The sequence below is a fragment of the Mucilaginibacter limnophilus genome, assembly GCF_004005815.1.
In the GTDB taxonomy this organism is placed as follows: Bacteria; Bacteroidota; Bacteroidia; order Sphingobacteriales; family Sphingobacteriaceae; genus Mucilaginibacter; species Mucilaginibacter limnophilus.
Genome location: NZ_SACK01000003.1, coordinates 98,672 through 117,127, shown reverse-complemented (window position 1 = coordinate 117,127; position 18,456 = coordinate 98,672). Strand labels below are relative to the sequence as shown.

22 protein-coding genes and 1 riboswitch are annotated in these 18,456 nt (G+C 41.0%); of the genes, 9 read left to right on the top strand and 13 right to left on the bottom strand.

Annotated features, from left to right (window positions below):
• Positions 1–96: 96 nt before the first annotated feature.
• Positions 97–441 (bottom strand): tetratricopeptide repeat protein, encoded by a 345-nt coding sequence (locus EOD41_RS09610; RefSeq protein ID WP_127704601.1) that lies wholly within the window; start codon positions 439–441, stop codon positions 97–99.
• A 45-nt stretch (positions 442–486) separates the two neighbouring features.
• On the opposite strand from EOD41_RS09610, the gene EOD41_RS09605 reads away from it, so the two are divergent.
• Genes EOD41_RS09605 through EOD41_RS09595 form a run of 3 tightly spaced genes read left to right on the top strand, consistent with a single transcriptional unit; the run spans position 487 to position 2,845 of the window.
• On the top strand, positions 487–1,221 hold the full coding sequence (locus tag EOD41_RS09605) for an electron transfer flavoprotein subunit beta/FixA family protein (RefSeq protein ID WP_127704600.1): 735 nt from the start codon (positions 487–489) through the stop codon (positions 1,219–1,221).
• 21 nt (positions 1,222–1,242) lie between these two features.
• Positions 1,243–2,220 carry an electron transfer flavoprotein subunit alpha/FixB family protein gene (locus tag EOD41_RS09600; protein WP_127704599.1) on the top strand — a complete coding sequence of 326 codons (978 nt, stop codon included), beginning with the start codon at positions 1,243–1,245 and terminating at the stop codon, positions 2,218–2,220.
• Between the two features lie 25 nt (positions 2,221–2,245).
• Positions 2,246–2,845 (top strand): bifunctional nuclease family protein, encoded by a 600-nt coding sequence (locus EOD41_RS09595; protein WP_127704598.1) that lies wholly within the window; start codon positions 2,246–2,248, stop codon positions 2,843–2,845.
• Positions 2,846–2,907: 62 nt separating this feature from the next.
• Here the strand turns inward: EOD41_RS09595 and EOD41_RS09590 are convergent, their stop codons facing one another.
• Genes EOD41_RS09590 through EOD41_RS09580 form a run of 3 tightly spaced genes read right to left on the bottom strand, consistent with a single transcriptional unit; the run spans position 2,908 to position 6,541 of the window.
• Positions 2,908–3,483, bottom strand: a complete 576-nt coding sequence (locus EOD41_RS09590; RefSeq protein WP_127704597.1) for a DUF6580 family putative transport protein — start codon at positions 3,481–3,483, stop codon at positions 2,908–2,910.
• 52 nt (positions 3,484–3,535) lie between these two features.
• Positions 3,536–4,582, bottom strand: a complete 1,047-nt coding sequence (locus EOD41_RS09585; RefSeq protein ID WP_127704596.1) for a YncE family protein — start codon at positions 4,580–4,582, stop codon at positions 3,536–3,538.
• A 9-nt stretch (positions 4,583–4,591) separates the two neighbouring features.
• A complete protein-coding gene (locus EOD41_RS09580) occupies positions 4,592–6,541 on the bottom strand; it encodes a TonB-dependent receptor (protein ID WP_164849912.1) in 1,950 nt (649 codons plus the stop codon).
• A gap of 148 nt (positions 6,542–6,689) precedes the next feature.
• Positions 6,690–6,884, bottom strand: a riboswitch (cobalamin riboswitch).
• A gap of 128 nt (positions 6,885–7,012) precedes the next feature.
• Here EOD41_RS09580 and EOD41_RS09575 point away from each other — a divergent pair.
• Positions 7,013–7,777 carry an SRPBCC family protein gene (locus EOD41_RS09575; protein WP_164849911.1) on the top strand — a complete coding sequence of 255 codons (765 nt, stop codon included), beginning with the start codon at positions 7,013–7,015 and terminating at the stop codon, positions 7,775–7,777.
• Between the two features lie 50 nt (positions 7,778–7,827).
• Here EOD41_RS09575 and EOD41_RS09570 read toward each other — a convergent pair whose 3' ends face one another.
• The 5 genes from EOD41_RS09570 to thrS all read right to left on the bottom strand — a co-directional run bounded on the left by EOD41_RS09570 (position 7,828) and on the right by thrS (position 11,871).
• On the bottom strand, positions 7,828–8,496 hold the full coding sequence (locus EOD41_RS09570) for a LuxR C-terminal-related transcriptional regulator (RefSeq protein ID WP_127704593.1): 669 nt from the start codon (positions 8,494–8,496) through the stop codon (positions 7,828–7,830).
• Positions 8,497–8,619: 123 nt separating this feature from the next.
• Complete coding sequence (rplT, locus tag EOD41_RS09565; RefSeq protein ID WP_127704592.1) at positions 8,620–8,964, bottom strand: 50S ribosomal protein L20; 345 nt, start codon at positions 8,962–8,964, stop codon at positions 8,620–8,622.
• A gap of 74 nt (positions 8,965–9,038) precedes the next feature.
• Positions 9,039–9,239: a 50S ribosomal protein L35 gene (rpmI, locus tag EOD41_RS09560; RefSeq protein WP_127704591.1), complete on the bottom strand. Its 201-nt coding sequence runs from the start codon at positions 9,237–9,239 to the stop codon at positions 9,039–9,041.
• Positions 9,240–9,374: 135 nt separating this feature from the next.
• On the bottom strand, positions 9,375–9,944 hold the full coding sequence (infC, locus tag EOD41_RS09555) for a translation initiation factor IF-3 (protein ID WP_127704590.1): 570 nt from the start codon (positions 9,942–9,944) through the stop codon (positions 9,375–9,377).
• 1 nt (position 9,945) lies between these two features.
• Positions 9,946–11,871: a threonine--tRNA ligase gene (gene thrS, locus EOD41_RS09550; protein ID WP_127704589.1), complete on the bottom strand. Its 1,926-nt coding sequence runs from the start codon at positions 11,869–11,871 to the stop codon at positions 9,946–9,948.
• Between the two features lie 201 nt (positions 11,872–12,072).
• Between thrS and EOD41_RS09545 the strand changes: the two genes are divergently transcribed.
• On the top strand, positions 12,073–12,552 hold the full coding sequence (locus EOD41_RS09545; protein WP_127704588.1) for a hypothetical protein: 480 nt from the start codon (positions 12,073–12,075) through the stop codon (positions 12,550–12,552).
• Positions 12,553–12,556: 4 nt separating this feature from the next.
• Here EOD41_RS09545 and EOD41_RS09540 read toward each other — a convergent pair whose 3' ends face one another.
• Genes EOD41_RS09540 through EOD41_RS09530 form a run of 3 tightly spaced genes read right to left on the bottom strand, consistent with a single transcriptional unit; the run spans position 12,557 to position 14,957 of the window.
• Positions 12,557–13,285, bottom strand: coding sequence for a (Fe-S)-binding protein (locus EOD41_RS09540; RefSeq protein ID WP_127704587.1), 729 nt, complete (start codon positions 13,283–13,285; stop codon positions 12,557–12,559).
• An 11-nt stretch (positions 13,286–13,296) separates the two neighbouring features.
• Positions 13,297–14,616 carry an MFS transporter gene (locus EOD41_RS09535; protein ID WP_127704586.1) on the bottom strand — a complete coding sequence of 440 codons (1,320 nt, stop codon included), beginning with the start codon at positions 14,614–14,616 and terminating at the stop codon, positions 13,297–13,299.
• A gap of 20 nt (positions 14,617–14,636) precedes the next feature.
• Entirely contained in the window at positions 14,637–14,957 is a 321-nt protein-coding gene (locus tag EOD41_RS09530; protein WP_127704585.1) for a YbjQ family protein, read from the bottom strand.
• A gap of 93 nt (positions 14,958–15,050) precedes the next feature.
• Here EOD41_RS09530 and EOD41_RS09525 point away from each other — a divergent pair, with 93 nt between their 5' ends.
• The 4 genes from EOD41_RS09525 to EOD41_RS09510 are packed head-to-tail and all read left to right on the top strand — an operon-like array spanning position 15,051 to position 17,237.
• On the top strand, positions 15,051–15,578 hold the full coding sequence (locus EOD41_RS09525) for a hypothetical protein (protein ID WP_127704584.1): 528 nt from the start codon (positions 15,051–15,053) through the stop codon (positions 15,576–15,578).
• Positions 15,579–15,623: 45 nt separating this feature from the next.
• Complete coding sequence (locus EOD41_RS09520) at positions 15,624–16,121, top strand: RNA polymerase sigma factor (protein ID WP_127704583.1); 498 nt, start codon at positions 15,624–15,626, stop codon at positions 16,119–16,121.
• Positions 16,108–16,707, top strand: coding sequence for a hypothetical protein (locus EOD41_RS09515; RefSeq protein ID WP_127704582.1), 600 nt, complete (start codon positions 16,108–16,110; stop codon positions 16,705–16,707). The genes EOD41_RS09520 and EOD41_RS09515 overlap by 14 nt, the downstream gene beginning before the upstream one ends.
• Positions 16,707–17,237 (top strand): GNAT family N-acetyltransferase, encoded by a 531-nt coding sequence (locus EOD41_RS09510; protein ID WP_127704581.1) that lies wholly within the window; start codon positions 16,707–16,709, stop codon positions 17,235–17,237. The genes EOD41_RS09515 and EOD41_RS09510 overlap by 1 nt, the downstream gene beginning before the upstream one ends.
• Here the strand turns inward: EOD41_RS09510 and dinB are convergent, their stop codons facing one another.
• Positions 17,238–18,422, bottom strand: coding sequence for a DNA polymerase IV (gene dinB / locus EOD41_RS09505; protein WP_127704580.1), 1,185 nt, complete (start codon positions 18,420–18,422; stop codon positions 17,238–17,240). It abuts the gene before it with no gap.
• Positions 18,423–18,456 lie beyond the last annotated feature (34 nt).

Here is an 18,456-nt window from a genome sequence, read left to right as displayed (position 1 = left end):
GAAATCTTCAGCGACATTTAGGTGCTGTTCTTTAGCGCTTTTAGAGGACTTATACTCATACCTCGTCGAAATGACATATAGCCTTTACAACATAACTCAATAATCATCATCCTCATCACCATATAACCCCGTTGCTGAGTTATATGCCGCCTGCAGTTCTGAGAAAGCATGCATATCCCTTTTCTCACGGGTTATGCGCATGCCGGTTTCATAAATTTTGATTGCTTCTTCCTTACGGTTTAGCGCCTCGTATAATTTTCCTAAATGATAGTAAGTGCCGGTATAGTCGGGATGGTTATTTACCAGGTCTTCATAATAGGTAAGTGCTTTTTCTGTATCATTCAGCTTTAAATACTCTGTGGCCAGCGCATATTTTAAAAATTCGTCGTTAGGTTCGTTTTGTATAAATTCCAATAGCTTTTCTAATCTGCTTCCCTGCATTTTGTGCTGTGTGTTTTTTAACTAATTTTGTAAAAACCTATTTCTATGAAAATCCTGGTATGTATAAGCAATGTTCCGGATACCACAACAAAAATAACTTTTACGGATAACAACACGCAATTTAATGCCAATGGTGTTCAGTTTATCGTTAATCCTTACGATGAAATTGCACTTGCCCGCGCTATTGAACTAACCGAAGGAAACGGAAGCGTAACAGTTATCAATGTAGGTGTAGCTAGTACCGAGCCTACTATACGTAAGGCATTGGCAATTGGCGCTACCGACGCTGTCCGCGTAAACGTAAAACCCCACGATGCCTGGTTTGTAGCCTACCAAATTGCTCATTATGTAAAGCAGAATCCTTTTGATCTAATACTAACCGGTCGTGAATCTATTGATTATAATGGATCAAAAGTAGCGGCTATGCTTGGCGAATTGCTTGATATACCTTCAGTTTCTATCATTAAAAAACTGGATGTAAATGGGGATAGTGCCACAGTAGAGCGTGAAATTGAAGGCGGTAAAGAAGTACTGTCTATCCCCTTCCCTTTTGTAGCCGGCACTGCCGAGGGTGTGGCTGAACCAAAAATACCAAACATGCGTGGCATTATGTCGGCACGAACCAAGCCATTAACGGTGGTTGAACCCGTTGCAGTTGATGTAAATTCAAACATTATCAGCTATGAAACCCCTGCGGCGCGTGGCCAGGTTAAGCTTTTGCCTGCCGAGGATGCAGGCAAACTTATAGAGCTGCTGCATACCGAAGCACGCGTTATATAAACACAACATTATTTAAGATATATGCCTGTTTTAATATATGCTGAAAATGCCGATGGCAAATTCAAAAAATCAATTTTTGAGGCGGTTTCCTATGCTAAAGCTATCGCCGATCAAAATAATACTTCGCTTACTGCTATATCCATCGGAGACGTTGCCGTTGATGAACTTTCAGCTTTAGGTAAGTACGGCGCTGATAAAGTGCTTAACGTTAGCAACGATAGGTTAAAAACTTTTGTAAACCAGGCGTACGCCTCGGTAATTGCTGAAGCTGCAAAAAAAGAAGGTACTGATATCGTTGTATTGTCCAATTCGTTTTCCGGTCGCGGACTTGCGCCGCGTGTAGCAGTTAAGCTTAACGCCGGTATAATTGATGGCGCTGTATCACTGCCCGATCAAAGCGGCGGTAAATTTATCGTTAAAAAAACGGCTTTTTCAGGTAAGGCATTCGCATTTACTGAATTAACATCAGCCAATAAAGTAATATCGCTTACACCAAATACTTATAAAGTTGTTGAAACGGGTGGCACAGCTGCAATTGAAGACTTCGCTGCGGAAGTAAAGGAAGGCGATTTTAAAGTGATGCTTAAAGAGATTGTCCGCTCAACAGATAAAGTCTCATTACCTGATGCTGAGATTGTTGTATCAGGCGGTCGTGGTTTAAAAGGCCCTGAAAACTGGGGTATGATTGAAGAGCTTGCTGATCTGTTAGGTGCGGCAACCGCATGCTCAAAACCCGTTTCTGATGCCGGATGGCGTCCGCATAGCGAACACGTAGGGCAAACAGGCATAGCTGTCAGTCCAAATTTGTATATTGCGATAGGTATTTCGGGGGCTATACAACACCTTGCGGGTATAAGCGCATCAAAAGTTATTGTAGTCATCAACAAAGATCCCGAGGCGCCGTTTTATAAGGTAGCCGACTACGGAATTGTAGGTGACGCCTTTGAGGTGGTACCAAAATTGATAGAAGCAATTAAACAACATAAAGCCATAGCGTAAATTTGATTGGGTAATGGGTAACAACATGAAAAAAATAAAGCTGGATATTGTAGGGCTATCCTATAGTCAGACACAATCCGGCGCGTATGCCTTGGTTTTAGGTGAAATAAGCGGTCGACGAAGATTACCGATTATCATTGGCAGCTTTGAAGCGCAGGCTATAGCCATTGAGATTGAGAAAATGACGCCGAGCCGTCCGCTCACGCATGATCTATTTAAAAGCTTTGCTCAGGCTTATAACATTACGGTGCAGGAAGTAATTATTTACAACCTTGTCGACGGTATTTTTTATTCGAAACTAATTTGCAGCGATGGCAAGCGTACCATGGAAATTGATGCTCGCACGTCAGACGCGATAGCGGTTTCAGTGCGGTTCGACTGCCCTATTTATACTTATGAATTTATCCTGTCAACCGCAGGTATCGTTATTGAAGGTAACGATTTTGTTTACCTGGAAAATATAAGTGAAACACCTGAGGAAAAAGGCACTATATCGGCCACAGGCAGTTATGCCACTTTGAGTGATGACGAACTACGTACCCGTTTACAGGAAGCCCTTGCAGAAGAAGCTTATGAGAAAGCGGCTAAAATTCGTGATGAGCTTACCAAGAGAAGAGCATCATAAAAAACGGAGTAAGAAGAACAAAAAAAGCGGCAAAAGCCGCTTTTTTTGTGAATGTATGTTTTTTATAATGCTAATTCATGTCGTGTGCGAAGAGACGAAAATCTTGCTTTAGCATACTCGAAGCTTCCGAAAAGTATCAGGCCGAATAATGCATCGCCTAAAAGCATATTGCGCTGGAAAGGTATAGCGGCAATAAGTGACTGGCCGTAACCCGTAAGTGTATGCGGGTAAAGTGAGCCACCATATAACCATGGAAAATCTGTTAATAACCAAAACACTACAACCGACAGCAATGAAGCTGCAGCTACATTTACCACGTTTGGTTTTTTGATACGGCTGCCAATAAATACCATTATCGCAAAACTTAGGTAAACCCAGAATGTAGATGAATAATCAACAATATTTCTTGACACATACCACTGGTTGATTACGATATCGCTTATCAGTAAGCTAAGCAGCGGTACTAAATAAGCTTTCCATTTATCGGTAAAATAAGCGCCTCCGAATAACGCAACAGCGCCTACAGGAGTGAAATTGCTTAATACCGGCACCTGATAAGTTAAAAATCGCATAGCCACTGCCCCAAGTATCATTAATACAAGCACTGTATTACGGGTATTGTTATTTTGTGTCGACATAGTATTTATTAATTAAGCGAAATTAATGATTATCCTGCAATATAGAAAATGCCTACTTGTTTATGAACAATATGCTGCCCGGGTTAATGCCGGTTTTAAATGCGTCTTGTTTTTTACCGTCCTTATTAAATATATAGCAATCACCGTCAACATCATAAGTTAAAGCATCGGTAATATAAACATCTCCTGATGCTTCGTTTACAGCAACAGCGTAAGGGGCTGTAAGCTCTGTATTGTCACTTATAAAGTTCTCGTTTACAATAGCTTCAGTTTTAGTATCATAAACCTTTACTTTACCGTCATAACCAACAAAATAACCTTTGTTTCCGCTGATGGTTAACGCACCACCCTCGAAGTCGGTTTTTGATATCACATGATCGTCGCTGCTGTCAATAATGGTAAGGCTTGAAGCACTTACACCCCACTTACCGTAAGCAGTAACATAAACCTGGTTATCACTGTCAACGGCAATACCAAACGGGTTGTCTCCAACAGTTACTGCTTTAACAGCCAAATTGCTAAGGTTTATAACAGATACAGTGTTCTCGTCGCCCGGGATACCTCCTGAGTTAGCTACATAAAGCTTGTTGTTTGCTATGCCGATTTGATCGGGGTTGCGGCCTACGTTTATCAGAGTACCCACGCTTAATGAAGCAGTATCCAAAACCGCTACATGACCATCATAGCATACCACATAAGCTTTACCGTTATTAAACGCGAAACTACGCGGACCGCGGGTAACACCACCGTCTTTTAGTTCAATCTTTTTTATAGATGCGCCGGTTCTGTCAATTACCTCAACGGTACCAGACCTGTCTACCGCGATGTATATTTTTGAACCATATTGTTTAATTTCATTACCGGTATCACCCAATACACGACCGTTTTTAGTTGAAAAGATATCTGCTGTGGTTGCTTTTGAGGTATAACCATAAAAAGTTAGTGAAGCATTTGGCGTACCAAAACCACCTTCATTTAAAACGTATACGCCCGGTTCAGGAGCTGTGGGTTTCGGATCGTCTTTATCCTTACTGCACGATGCAAGTAAAACGGTTAAAGCTAACCCTAAAAGCAAATACTTTGTGTTGATCTGTTTCATGTTGATATATTAAATAGTTATTTGAAAAGTTAACCTGTAAAACCGGCCGGGCATGTAATAGCTGCTCACCACCTCGTAATTTTTATTGAAAATGTTGTTACACTCAGCTGCTATAAATGCAGGCATTTTGGCAAGATTAAAGTTATAACGCCCCGATAAATCGCTTATGCTATATCCCGACAGGTAATACAAAGGTTCATTATTACGGTTGCTATAGCGTGAAGACGATAGCATATAATTATAGTACAGTGCCCAGTTCTTGTATTCGCCCCCGGCGTTAAATGAAGCTACATGTACAGGTGTATATGGTATCTGGTCGTGGTAAGTACTTTGCGAAGGATTGGTAACATCTAAAGCTTTCTGGTAAGTATAGTTTGCTGATGCACTGATCCTGAAGTAATTATTTATCGTACTTAACGATTTTAAACTTACATCCACTCCTTTTATCTCAACGTTACCTATGTTAGTGACAGTAGTTTTACTTGGGTCGATGTTGGGAAGAAAGATGATCTTATCATCTACCCTGTTATAATACGCATCGGCACTAAGCTTCACGTAATCAATTGCTGATCCGTTAAATGCCATATTATATATTGCACCTGCGTTGTATTGCTTTACCTTTTCAGGCTTGATGTTACGCAACGATACAGCGTAATAGTATTGCTCAGAAAAGTTCGGGTTGCGGAAAATGTCTTTATAAAAGGCTCGCAAAACAAAATTGTCATTGTTAAACGGGCTAAACGTTACAATCACAGTCGGCGTTAATTTATGAGCAGAAGCCACCGCTTGTCCGGTTGTTGTATTGTCGTTTATATAAGTATCCAGCAGATTGCCCTTGAACAGCCATTTACCTGTATTAAATGTGGTAGCAAGCGCATTTAATAGTGTCAAACGGGTTGGAAACGCGTAATTGCTAATGTCGGAATTTAGTGAAGTTATAGCCACATCAGCCGAATAGCCTACTTTCCATTTACCGGTTAAATCCCAGGCTGCTGCAGCCGACTGATAAAACTCACGCTGGCGGTAGCTGTTATTTAATCCCCCTGCCTGCGGGTAGTCAGGATCGGTATAATGTACATAATTCTGAGACGCTTTGCTGTTTATCAGTAAGCTGAAAGCATTTTTTGCATATTGATAACCGGCTTGTAAAAAGTAATCTTCATTATATAGCCGCTGCTGCGAGAATTGATTGTAAGCTATTGTACCGGGTAAACCTCTTTCTGAATTATAATAGTTAAATCGGATGCTTAGCTTGTTACTCTCCGACTTTGTCCAGAATAATCCGCCGTCAACCTGATGTGTACTTACGTCGCCGTTTCTGCGAATTGCCAGCGTGTCTGATGCATCCTTTTCATATTTGTATTTATACCGCCCGTTGGCTTCCTGCACATAACCGTTAACTATAAACGACCATTGGTTACTCAATCTTTGCTGCCATTGCAGGTAAGGGTTTATCAGGCCAAAACTCCCCCCTTTTACACCTACAATTATTTTAAACGGCTTGTCGGTATTCAACTTGGGTTGAATTGTTTTAATTGAAAGTACACTACCTGCTGAATACGAGCGTGCAGGTATGCATAAGTCTGCCGGTTGCGGAATAAACAGCGAGACCTCACTTACATTAAACAGATTTAACTTACTAAGATCTATCTGGCCGTTCTGTGCATCGTTAAGCTGAACATTATCATACAAAACAATAGTATGATTAGCCCCCAAACCACGTACAGATACTGTTTTTAAGCCGCCTATTCCGCCATAATCTCGCACGTTAACGCCGGCAAAGTTGCGAATAGCATCGGCCACGTTAAAAGCGTTGTATTGCAAAAATTGTGATGCTGAAATCACCTGTGCAGGTGTAGCAACCTGTAGCTGCGGCGCGGTGGTTGAATTGATGTTTACTTCGTTAAGACGCTTAACCGTATCGGTTTGCCCATAAACGTTAACTGACAGCAACAGCATAGGTATACCTTTAAGAAGGCGACGTAATGATAAACAATACTGTAGTACAGTTTTTCGCATTTTAAAAGCTGTAGCTATCGCGGATGAAATGGAAATACTGCTGTATAAGAAGAGTATGCCATTCATGCTTCAATCCCCGAAAGCGTGAATAATAATGTAGCTTATGGCAGGTCTTCTGACTTACTCCTTCCCTTTCGCCGGCCTTCCCGTTGTTAAACAGTGGCTGCAGATGGCGTGGTTATTATGAGCTTACAGCTGCGGGACAGTTACGGATTTTCACCGTATTCCCTTTTAATCCGGCCACGCTAAACATGTGGCCAAAACCAAAAGCATTGCAAATGTACTGCAAAAGTATGAATAAGCATAAGGCTTAATAAACTTTACTGTATTTGCATGTTTTTTAATTTAAACAAAACTTATATGTTTTATAAGCTGTTTATCTGTCACATACCTATTAAACAAATAGTATATATGACAAACACAGCAATACAGCTGATAAACCGTAACCATACGGCATCAGCAGCAAATAACACCAATGAAGCCGTTAACCTGAATATGGTTGAACGCTATATTTCAATAGCAGGCGGTTTAAGACTTGGCATTTCGGCCTTTAGAAATCTCTTTAAAAGTCCTTTTTCAAGTATTTTAAAACTTGGAGCAAGCGGATATTTGTTAAATCGTGGCTTTACAGGTCACTGCGAATTATACACCCGTTTAGGCAAAACCAGTACCGATGACGCGGTGAACGTAAATATCCGCTCCTCGTTCCTTATTGACAAACCACGCCAGGAAGTATATGACTTTTGGCGTAAACTGGATAACCTGCCATTGTTTATGAAGCACTTAGAAACAGTACAGGTAATTGACAGCAAACGCTCACATTGGGTACTTAAACTACCTGCTAATGTAGCTAAAGTTAGCTGGGATGCCGAAATAGTGAAAGATGAACCGGGTTATATGATCGGTTGGAGTTCATTACCGGGTTCAACAATTGATAATGCCGGCAAGGTACGTTTCCGCGACGGAGAAAACGGCGGTACTTTGGTTGATGTGGTGATCACTTACCAGCCGCCTGCAGGTGGTTTTGGGGCAAGCGTTGCACATGTGATTAATCCATTGTTCCGTAATATGGTGCTTGAAGATGTACAAAATTTTAAGCAATACATGGATTTGGGTAATGAAACTAAAACGTTAGGCAGTACTGCCAGCAATGATATCAATGTGCCGGTATCATAAACTAATTTAATAAAAATAAGAAAGGGATACAGGAAACACTGTGTCCCTTTTTATATTAAATCAAAAGCTAATGCGTACTCAGTGAACGCAAATGCTGTGTTGATTCCCAATTTCTGTTTAATGTTGCGGCGGTGGGTTTGAACTGTTTCCGATGAGATAAAAAGTGATTCGGCTATTTCAATTGATGTTTTTCCTTTAGCAACCAGGCTTAACACTTGTTTTTCTCGTTTACTTAAGCTGGAAAAGGCCTTCGAGTTCCTTCGTAAAAAATTATTTTCTTCCAACAAACGCTCTGCCTTAGCTTCAATATGTTTCATTTCGCTTATTGGGAAAGCAATGGTTATTGTTAATAAAGGTTTTCCTTCTTCGTCACGCATAAACACCTTTACCGAACTCATGTGCCAGGTCCACTCGTTTTTACCGGCCAGCTTTACTTGCTGAAAAAATGATACGCTTTGATCAGTTACATCGCTTTCTAATAAGGCTTTAAGCTTGGGTACAAACACTTCAATGTCTTCAATATTGAAGTATCGGTTATAGTATTCAGTTCCTATTTGTTGCAGCTCTTCAAGGGTAACACCCAATAACTTCAAGCCATTGGATGACATGTACACAACAGGAAAATCACCCACAAGGTGAATGATCACCACGCCGGGCATAAGTTCGGCGTAAGGCGCAAAATCATTGATTTTATTAGTGATAGTTTCGGTCAGATTCATTAGGGGATTAAATCTGGCCGTTAATATCTGTAATAAAATTGAATGTTAATACAAATGTTAAATAAAAAAAACGCCTGATAATAATTATCAGGCGTTTTAGTTTCCTTTAGCGAAAATCGCTGCTTATTTTACTGCATCAACTATTGCTTTAAAAGCATCAGGATTGTTCATCGCTAAGTCGGCAAGAACTTTACGGTTCAAACCAATTTCTTTAGCGGCTAATTTACCCATTAGTTGAGAATATGAGATTCCATGCTGACGGGCACCTGCGTTAATACGCTGTATCCATAAAGCTCTGAACTCTCTTTTTTTGGTTTTACGGTCGCGGTAAGCATACTGTAAACCTTTTTCTACTGTGTTTTTTGCAATGGTATATACCTTACTGCGTGAGCCATAATAACCTTTGGCTAAGCCGAGGATCTTTTTCCTGCGTCTTCTTGAAGCTACTGCGTTTACTGAACGTGGCATTTCTTTGTGTTTTTGGTAGTGAGTGCTCTTTGTGAGTCTTTAATACTCTAATACCTGGTTAAAAAATTTGTTAATTACTTGCCGATGCAAAGCATACGCTTTACGTTACCCATGTCGGCATCAGATACTAAGCTGGTGTTACCCAGATTACGCTTACGTTTGGTTGACATCTTGGTTAAGATGTGGCTCATGTATGCGTTCTTTCTTGCAATTTTACCTGTTCCAGTAAGCTTAAAGCGCTTTTTGGCACTGGAATTGGTTTTCATTTTTGGCATAACTCTGTTTTATTTATTTAGTATAGGCGTTTTCGCAACGCTTTATTTTTATTTCGAAGGTCGAGTTTTCGATTTCGAATCTATTTATCTTAAAACAATCTGCACATCTGCATATCCACGCATCTGCACATCATATTATTTTTTAGCCGTTCCTTTAGGTGCCACGGTTAAAAACATCCGTTTACCTTCAAGTTTTGGTAATTGCTCTACTTTACCTACTTCTTCAAGCGCCTGTGCAAATTTTAACAGTAATATCTCTCCCTGCTCTTTATACACAATTGAACGACCTTTAAAGTGCACATAAGCTCTTACTTTTTCGTTCGATTCTAAGAACTTAATGGCATGCTTAAGCTTAAACTCAAAGTCATGGTCATCAGTATTAGGCCCAAACCTTATTTCTTTAATAACGGTTTGCTTTGAGTTGCTTTTAATTTCTTTAAGCTTTTTCTTCTGCTCGTAAACAAACTTGTTATAGTCAACAACCTTACAAACCGGCGGATTGGCGTTAGGGGAAATTTCAACCAGATCAAGCTCCTGTTCCTGGGCTATGGCAAGCGCATCTCTTAACGAGTAAACGCCTGTTTCAACATTGTCTCCTACCAAACGCACCTCGGGTGCTTTGATAAACTGGTTGATATTATGTTCGGCCTCTTTTTTCTTAAAAGGTGGCCTTGGTCCTCTGTTTACTGGTCTGTTTAATGCCAAGTTATACCGTTATTTCTTTAGTTATCTGTTGTTTAAACTCTTCAATGCTCATGCTTCCCAAATCACCCTGACCATGTTTACGAACTGAAACCACTCCTTCGGCAGATTCTTTTTCGCCCACTATCAGCATGTAAGGGATTTTTTTGACTTCAGCGTCACGTATCTTACGCCCAATCTTCTCGTCTCTGAAATCAATTAGCCCGCAAATATCGGAATCTTTTAACACATCGGAAAGTTTTTTTGCATATTCTTCATATTTTTCAGATATAGGAAGAATAATGTATTGCTCGGGCGACAGCCACAGCGGGAAATTGCCGCCGCAATGCTCAATTAATACAGCCACAAAACGTTCCATTGATCCAAACGGCGCACGGTGGATCATTACCGGGCGGTGTTTCTGATTATCACTACCGGTGTATTCCAGTTCAAAACGCTCAGGCAGGTTATAGTCAACCTGAATGGTACCTAATTGCCATTTACGGCCAAGGGCATCTTTTACCATAAAGTCGAGCTTAGGGCCGTAAAATGCCGCTTCTCCAAGCTCCACAACGGTGCGCAGGCCTTTTTCATCAGCTGCTTCTTTAATAGCCGATTCAGCAAGCGCCCAGTTTTCGTCGGTACCTATATATTTGGTTTTATTTTCAGGATCGCGTAACGATACCTGCGCGGTATAATCCTCAAATCCCAAAGCGCCAAACACATACAACACCAGGTCGATTACTTTTTTAAACTCTTCCTTTACCTGGTCAGGACGGCAGAACAAATGGGCATCATCCTGAGTAAAGCCACGCACACGGGTTAAGCCATGTAGCTCGCCGCTTTGCTCGTAACGGTACACGGTACCAAACTCGGCATAACGAACGGGAAGGTCTTTGTACGAGCGTGGTTTCGATTTGTATATCTCGCAGTGATGAGGGCAGTTCATTGGTTTCAGCAAAAACTCCTCGCCTTCCTGTGGCGTGTGTATAGGCTGGAATGAATCGGCGCCATATTTTTCATAGTGGCCCGATGTTACATACAAGTTTTTATGACCGATGTGCGGCGTAATCACCTGCTCGTAACCGGCTTTTGTTTGAGCTTTTTGCAGGAAGTTGGTTAAGCGCTCACGCAAGGCAGTACCCTTTGGCAACCATAATGGCAGCCCCATACCTACTTTTTCGGAGAAAGTAAACAGTTCCAGTTCTTTACCCAACTTGCGGTGATCGCGCTTTTTGGCTTCCTCAAGCATGTGCAGATACTCGGTAAGCTCGCTTTGCTTAGTGAAAGTTACACCGTAAATACGGGTAAGCTGCTTGCGGCTTTCGTCGCCGCGCCAGTAGGCGCCGGCAACGCTCATTAACTTAACCGCTTTAATAAAGCCGGTATTAGGTATGTGCGGACCACGACACAGGTCAGTAAATTCACCCTGGGTGTAAAAAGTTATCGAACCGTCAGGTAGGTCTTTAATCAGGTCAAGTTTGTACTCGTCGCCTTTTTCAGTAAAATATTCAACAGCGTCGGCTTTGCTAACAGGCTTGCGGATGTACTCCGATTTTTGCCTGGCCAGCTCCAGCATTTTATCTTCTATCTTTTTAAATTCTTCTGAAGAGAAATCACGGTCGCCAAAGTCGACATCGTAATAAAAACCGGTTTCAATAGCCGGCCCTATGCCGAACTTTGTACCGGGGTATAAAGCCTCAAGCGCTTCGGCCATTAAGTGAGCAGACGAGTGCCAGAAGGTTGATTTGCCATTGCCATCATTCCAAGTAAGCAGCTTTACGGTACTGTCTTCTTCAATAGGGCGGCTTGCGTCCCAAACCTGGCCGTTAACTTCGGCCGCTAATACGTTTCGTGCTAATCCTTCAGATATTGACTGCGCAATCTGCATGGAAGTGATCCCCTTGTCGTACTGACGAACGGAACCATCAGGAAGTGTAATACTAATCATCTACAACTATGATTCGGGAGCCTCACCCTAAATCCCTCTCCGTGAGAGAGGGACTTGAAGAAAGCACCCTGTTTATATAATAATGTTTTAAAAAAGGCAGCCTACCAATGCTGCCTGTAACGTGTAAGGCAAAAATAGGATTTATTTTGAAGGGTGAAAGTCAAAAAATCGATGTACTTTTAATATACATTAACTTTTGCTATGACGATAGTTTGCCGCATTTTACTTTTAATAGCACTGCTTTATTGCATCCCACTTAAGGCACAAAACATCATATTAAAGAAAATACCACGAGTAAAAACGAGCATTAAAATCATTAATCCATCCGGAAATGCAGATAGTATTAAGATTGTTATTACGCTTTTGAACGAATGTAAAGGCAGTCAGAAAGTATATTTATTAGAAAACGCGCTATCGGGAAGTATTAAAGATTCATTAAATAGCCCGTTTAAAGCATTGCTTAAATCACAAATATCAGCGACTTTATATACTGAGAAGCAATTAGATAGTGCAGGGAAGGCTAATATATTAAACAAAGGTGAGTCGCTTAGCCGGGAGTTTTATTTAACAAGACTATTCGTCTTTCTTAACGATAATCAAAAGATAACTTCCGGCAAGTATTCTGTGAAAATTTCATATTTCGGTAACACTTCAAACAAAGCCTTTTTTTATCCTAAATAGCACATTACACATTCCCCCACCCGTTAGCCAGTACATCAGCAATGTGATAAGTTTTTAAAGGCAAGTTGTGTTTATCGATATACCCCTGCAGGTGGAACAGACATGACGCGTCGGTTGAAATAATGTAGTCGGCACCGGCATCAATAGCGTTGTTAACTTTTTGCTCGGCCATGGCAGATGCTATAGCGTCAAACTTAACCGCAAAGCTGCCGCCAAATCCGCAGCACACGTCGTTTCCTTTCAGTTCAATCAGTTCAAGCCCTAACACTTTTGAAAGCAATTGCCTTGGTTCGTCTTTTATATGGCATTCCCTCAAGGCACTGCAACTATCGTGATAAACAGCCCGGCCGTCAAGTTCAGCGCCAAAGTAGTCGTATTGAAGAATGTTCACCAGGAACTCTGACAACTCGTAAATATTGCTTTGTATACTGCGACATTTATTGTGTACCATGGTGTTGGTAAATAAGTCGTTATAATAATTTTTCACCATGCCGGTGCATGATGCCGATGGCGTTACTATGATGCTGTCCTGATCGAAGTCGTTCAGAAATTTGCTTCCTACCGCTTTGGCGTCATCCCAAAAACCTGCATTAAACGCCGGCTGACCGCAGCAGGTTTGATTGGCATTATATGTCACCTGGCAGCCTGCCTTTTCAAGCAATTTTATGGTATTAAAAGCTGTATCAGGAAACAGCTGGTCGACAAAACAGGGAACAAATAACTCTATCTTCATCCTCACCAAAATTAAACGGCGCTAATTTGAGAAATTTTCCGGCTCTTTTTTTCGGCAGTTAGCAAAGAAAATAACAGCACCATGCCAATAAAGAAATAAACACATAGCGCCAAAGTTGAATTACGCATGCTCCCGGTAAGTTCTTCAATAAAGCCGAAACTGAACAGGCCGCCCACAATGGCCAGCTTTTCGGTAACGTCATAAAAGCTGAAAAATGATGCTGTGTCGGTTATGTTCTGCGGCAAGTATTTTGAGTATGTCGACCTTGAAAGAGATTGTATACCTCCCATTACCAGGCCTACCAAAACGGCCAGCAAGTAAAATTGCATAGCGGTTGTAATGAAATAAGCCGTGATACAAATAAGTACCCAAAAGATTACTACTGTTAACAGTATCCTTATGTTACCATATTTATCTGAAAGTCTTGACATTAAAATAGCCCCGCCAATGGCCACTAATTGAATTATTAATATAATTGTTATCAGTTCACTTTGCTCAAGTTTCAACTCTTTTGCGCCGAAACTGGTTGCTACCAGCATAACGGTTTGCACACCCATCGAGTAAAAAAAGAAAGCCGGCAGGTATCGCTTCAGCAAAGGCATTTGTTTTATTTTGTTCCATACCCTGCCCAATTCAATAAAGCCGCCTTTCATAACATTATATTGATGCTTTACCTCGTTAGGCTCCCCTTTTGGTAAAACGGTAAATGGTATTTGCGCGAAACCTATCCACCATATACCTACAAGTAAAAATGATAGCCGTGCAGGTAAAGTACTATCACTAATGCCAAACAATTCCGGCTTCAACACAAATGCAAAACAAATAAGCTGCAGCAGCACGCTGCCAATATATCCGTATGTGAAACCTTTGGCGCTCACCTTGTCCTGCATGTCAATAGTGGCAATTTGTGGCAGGTATGAATTATAAAAAACAAAGCTTCCGCAGTAACCAATGGCTGCTATAGCAAAGCATAGCACACCCATTTCAAGCCTTTCTTTAGTAAAGAAGAATAGCAGTGCGCAAGCCACCGAACCAAGCAGCGTAAAAAACTGCATAAACGACTTTTTATTCCCCTTATAATCGGCAATAGAAGTTAATATAGGCAGCATTAATGCAATTAAAAGGTAAGCCGCCGCCAGGGCATAGTCGGTAAGTGCGGTGTTGACAAACGTTAAACCAAAAAATTTCACCTTATCGCTGTTCCCGGTAGCAGTTATTGCATGATAATAAGCAGGGAAAATAGTAGTGGTTATAACCAGGTTATACGCTGAGTTGGCCCAATCAAACATGGCCCACGCACGGATGGTTTTCTTATTGTTTTGCGGCTGCATAAGTTAGAAACAAATACAAATTAAACCTTTTCTACTTTTACAGCGGTGCCATAAGCAAGCACTTCGGTAACGCCCTGCATTACTTCGTTGGCATCGTACCGCATGCTAAGTATAGCGTTGGCGCCTATCTGCTGCGCGTGCAATATTAAAAGTTCATACGCTTCCTGACGTGTTTGTTCGCAAAGTTCGGTGTAAATACTGTTTTTTCCGCCAAGTATAGTTTGTAATCCGCCTAAAAAGTTACCACCCATGCCGCGTGAACGCACGGTAATACCGCGTACAACGCCTAACTGATCGGTTACTTTATAGCCTTCTAAATTTGTACTGGTTGTTACTAGCATAATGTGATGTATTTGATTAAATGATGTATCAAACATAGCTTATAAAAAGCTGTCTTACCAATAACCATCTTACATTTATTACTTTTACATCACATGAGCATTACTACCTATGGTTTACAGCAAATAAAAAAGGAACTGCAGCACCTACCGAATGAACAACTGGCCGAACTGCTGCTGCGTGTGGCCCGTTATAAAAAGGAGAATAAGGAACTGCTTGCCTACTTGTTATTTAATGCGCACGATGAACAAGGATTTATTGAGCAGGTAAAGGCCGAAGTTGGTTTCAATTTCAGTCAGCTGCCTACGCAAAGTTATTTTGCTGCCAAAGGCTTGCGTAAAATTTTACGGCTTATTACCAAGTATGTGAAGTTTACCGCATCAAAACCGGCTGAAATAGAGTTACTGATAAGTTTTTGTCAGAATTACCTGCAGTATGCCGACAGGAAAACATCATACAAACCTCTTCGGGTTATTTTTATACGCCAGTTGGAAAAGATACGGACATCAATAGGCAAATTGCATGAAGACCTGCAATATGATTACAGTAGTAGCTACGAAGAATTGCTTGCCGATGCCGATAAAAAGTTACAATGGCTGAATATTAATGATCATGTGTTGTAACATAGTATTAACTTTGTTGTCTGAATATTAACAATTAACTGCAAAGTGGCCGGTAAAGAAGCAGCTTTTAAACAAATTTTCGAAGCCAATTCAAAAAAGATATTTCATCTGTGCTACGGCTATACAGGTGACGATGACGCTGCCCACGATTTGCTGCAGGAAACTTTTGTTAAGGTTTGGCAAAACCTTGATAAGTTTCGCAACCAGGCCATGATATCAACCTGGATTTACCGCATTGCTGTTAATACCTGCCTTACCTACCTGCGTTCGGAAAAACGCCAGGCTAAAGATGAACTAACACCACAAATAGCGGAAACGCAAAGAGAGGAGTTGTCTGAAAAGAACGAGCAGGTTGCGTTGCTTTATAAATGTATTTCAAAGCTGGAAGAATCAGAAAGAATAATTATAACCATGGTATTGGATGAAATACCATATCCTGAAATTGCGGAGATCTCGGGCATATCAGAAGGAAACTTGAGGGTGAAGATCCATCGTATTAAACAAAAACTGACAGAATTATATAACCAGTATGAAAGACTTTGATCATATAATGTCGGTTTGGCAAGAGCAGCCAAAACGCGATCAGCTTTCGGTTGACGAGGCGCTGAAGCAGGTGAAACGTGGCATGGGAAGCCTTAATAAAAGACTGTTTTTTAGCATAGTAAGTATGCTTGTAGCATTAGCAGCAGTGTTTTTAGTAATGATATTTTTAGTTTTCAACTCGTGGATAACATATCTTGGAATTGGTATTATGCTCACTACCATGCTGCTGTATGTTTGGGTAATGATAAAAGACTACAAGCTTATTAATAAAAGCGATATCACTAATAATCCAAGATTTTACTTACAAGAACTTAAGGAATACCAGCGTCGCAGGGCTAATTTGTACGGCTGGCTTTATTACTTGTATGTGCTGTTGTTAAGTTTAGGACTTTCGTTATACCTGTTTGAGGTGCTGCATCACCTTTCACCTGTTTTAAAGTTTACCGCTTATGCACTTACTATTGCATGGTTGTTGTTTTGTACCTTCTACCTGAAAGACCGCATCTTTAAAAACGAACAAGAGAAATTAAACCTGATGATTGACAGGCTTGTGCGTTTACAGGGCCAGTTTGAAGAGCATAAATAATGCAATCTATTACTATTAAACGTCTTACCGCTGCAGATACAGATTTTTTGCTGCCTTTTGCCAGGAGAATGTTTTTTGAGGCTTTTTCTCATAACAACTCCCGGCAGTCAATGCAGCAATATGCAGCTAAAGCGTTCACTGTTGAAAGATTTACGGAAGAACTGAAAAATTCGGACTCTGAATTTCACCTTGCTACGCTTAATGACCAGCCTGCCGGATATTTGAAACTAAATTTCAATGAGGCGCAAACTGAGTTTCGTGAATCACAAGCACTCGAAGTAGAACGCATTTATGTAGACGGTAATTTTCAGGGCAAAAATATAGGCGGTCAATTATTAATTTTTGCTGTTGAAACTGCACAACAACGTGGGCTTGATTATGTATGGCTTGGTGTTTGGGAAAATAATCAGGGTGCTATAAAGTTTTACCAGCGGCACGGTTTTTCTATTGTTAGCAGTCATCAATTTTTTCTTGGTGATGAAGAGCAAACAGATTTGATTATGAAACGATCTTTAAATACAGAAGCATGATCATGCCTTTAAAAAAGGATTAAAGTTGCGTGTGCCTATTTCCATACCTGCCGCCCGGCAAACCGTTTTGTCGCCAAACTTAAAATTAATATTGTCCATAGCCTGGTAAAGCTTAATACGTTCTTCATTATCTTCAAAAAGATTGATCTGGTAGCGTCCGGTTGCAAGGTCGCTTAAACGCACACCAATAAGTCTTATGGGCCGGTGCTTGTTCCACGCTTTAGTAAGCATGTTTTTAATGCCTGGGATTAGTATATGCTCGGCCGCGGTAAGCGGTATTTTTTGCTGAAGTGTATGCGTTTCAAAATTGGCGTATCTAACTTTAATAGCCAGGCACGATGCCAGTTTGTTCTCTTTTCTCAGCTTAAACGAAAGCTCTTCCGTCATGCTCACCAGTATGGTTTCCAACGTATGGCGGTCAGCTACATCATTATGGAATGTATGTTCGGAAGAGATGGACTTTCTGTCACTATGTGGAACTATTTCGCTATGATCTATACCTCTCGCCTTTTCCCAGATATACAATCCCGCTTTACCAAATACAGTTTGCAAAAAGCGAAGTTCGACACGCTGCAGGTCGCCTATTTTTTCAATGCCGTATTCATAAAGCTTTTTACAGGTGCTTTCGCCCAGCATAGGTATTTTGCTGATGGGCTGCGGGGCTAAAAATTCAATTTCCTTACCATGCGGAATTAATAATTGCCCGTTTGGCTTAGCTTTGTTGGTAGCCATTTTAGCTACAGTTTTGCCGGATGCCATGCCAAATGATATAGGCAATTGTGTTTCCCGCATAATCCTCTGCCGGAGGTCGCTTGCAATTTTATACGGATCGTGAAAGCGGTCCATTCCGGTAAGGTCAATATAAAATTCGTCAACAGAAGTTTTTTGATATAATGGGACCGAATTATGTATGATGTCGGTTACCTCGTGCGACGCTTCAGAATAACGGCCATGGCTGCCATGTATCACAATTGCATGCGGACAAAGTTTAAGCGCCTGGCGGGTTGGCATGGCCGAATGTACGCCATACTTGCGCGCCTCATAACTGCATGAGGCCACCACCCCCCTATCGGCCGAGCCACCAATAATAACGGGCTTACCAATAAGCGAAGGATTAAACTTCCGCTCTACTGAAACGAAGAACGAATCAAGGTCGATGTGTACTATCCAGCGTTTGGCATCCATAACACAAATATGAAAATTTATTTGATAATACTAA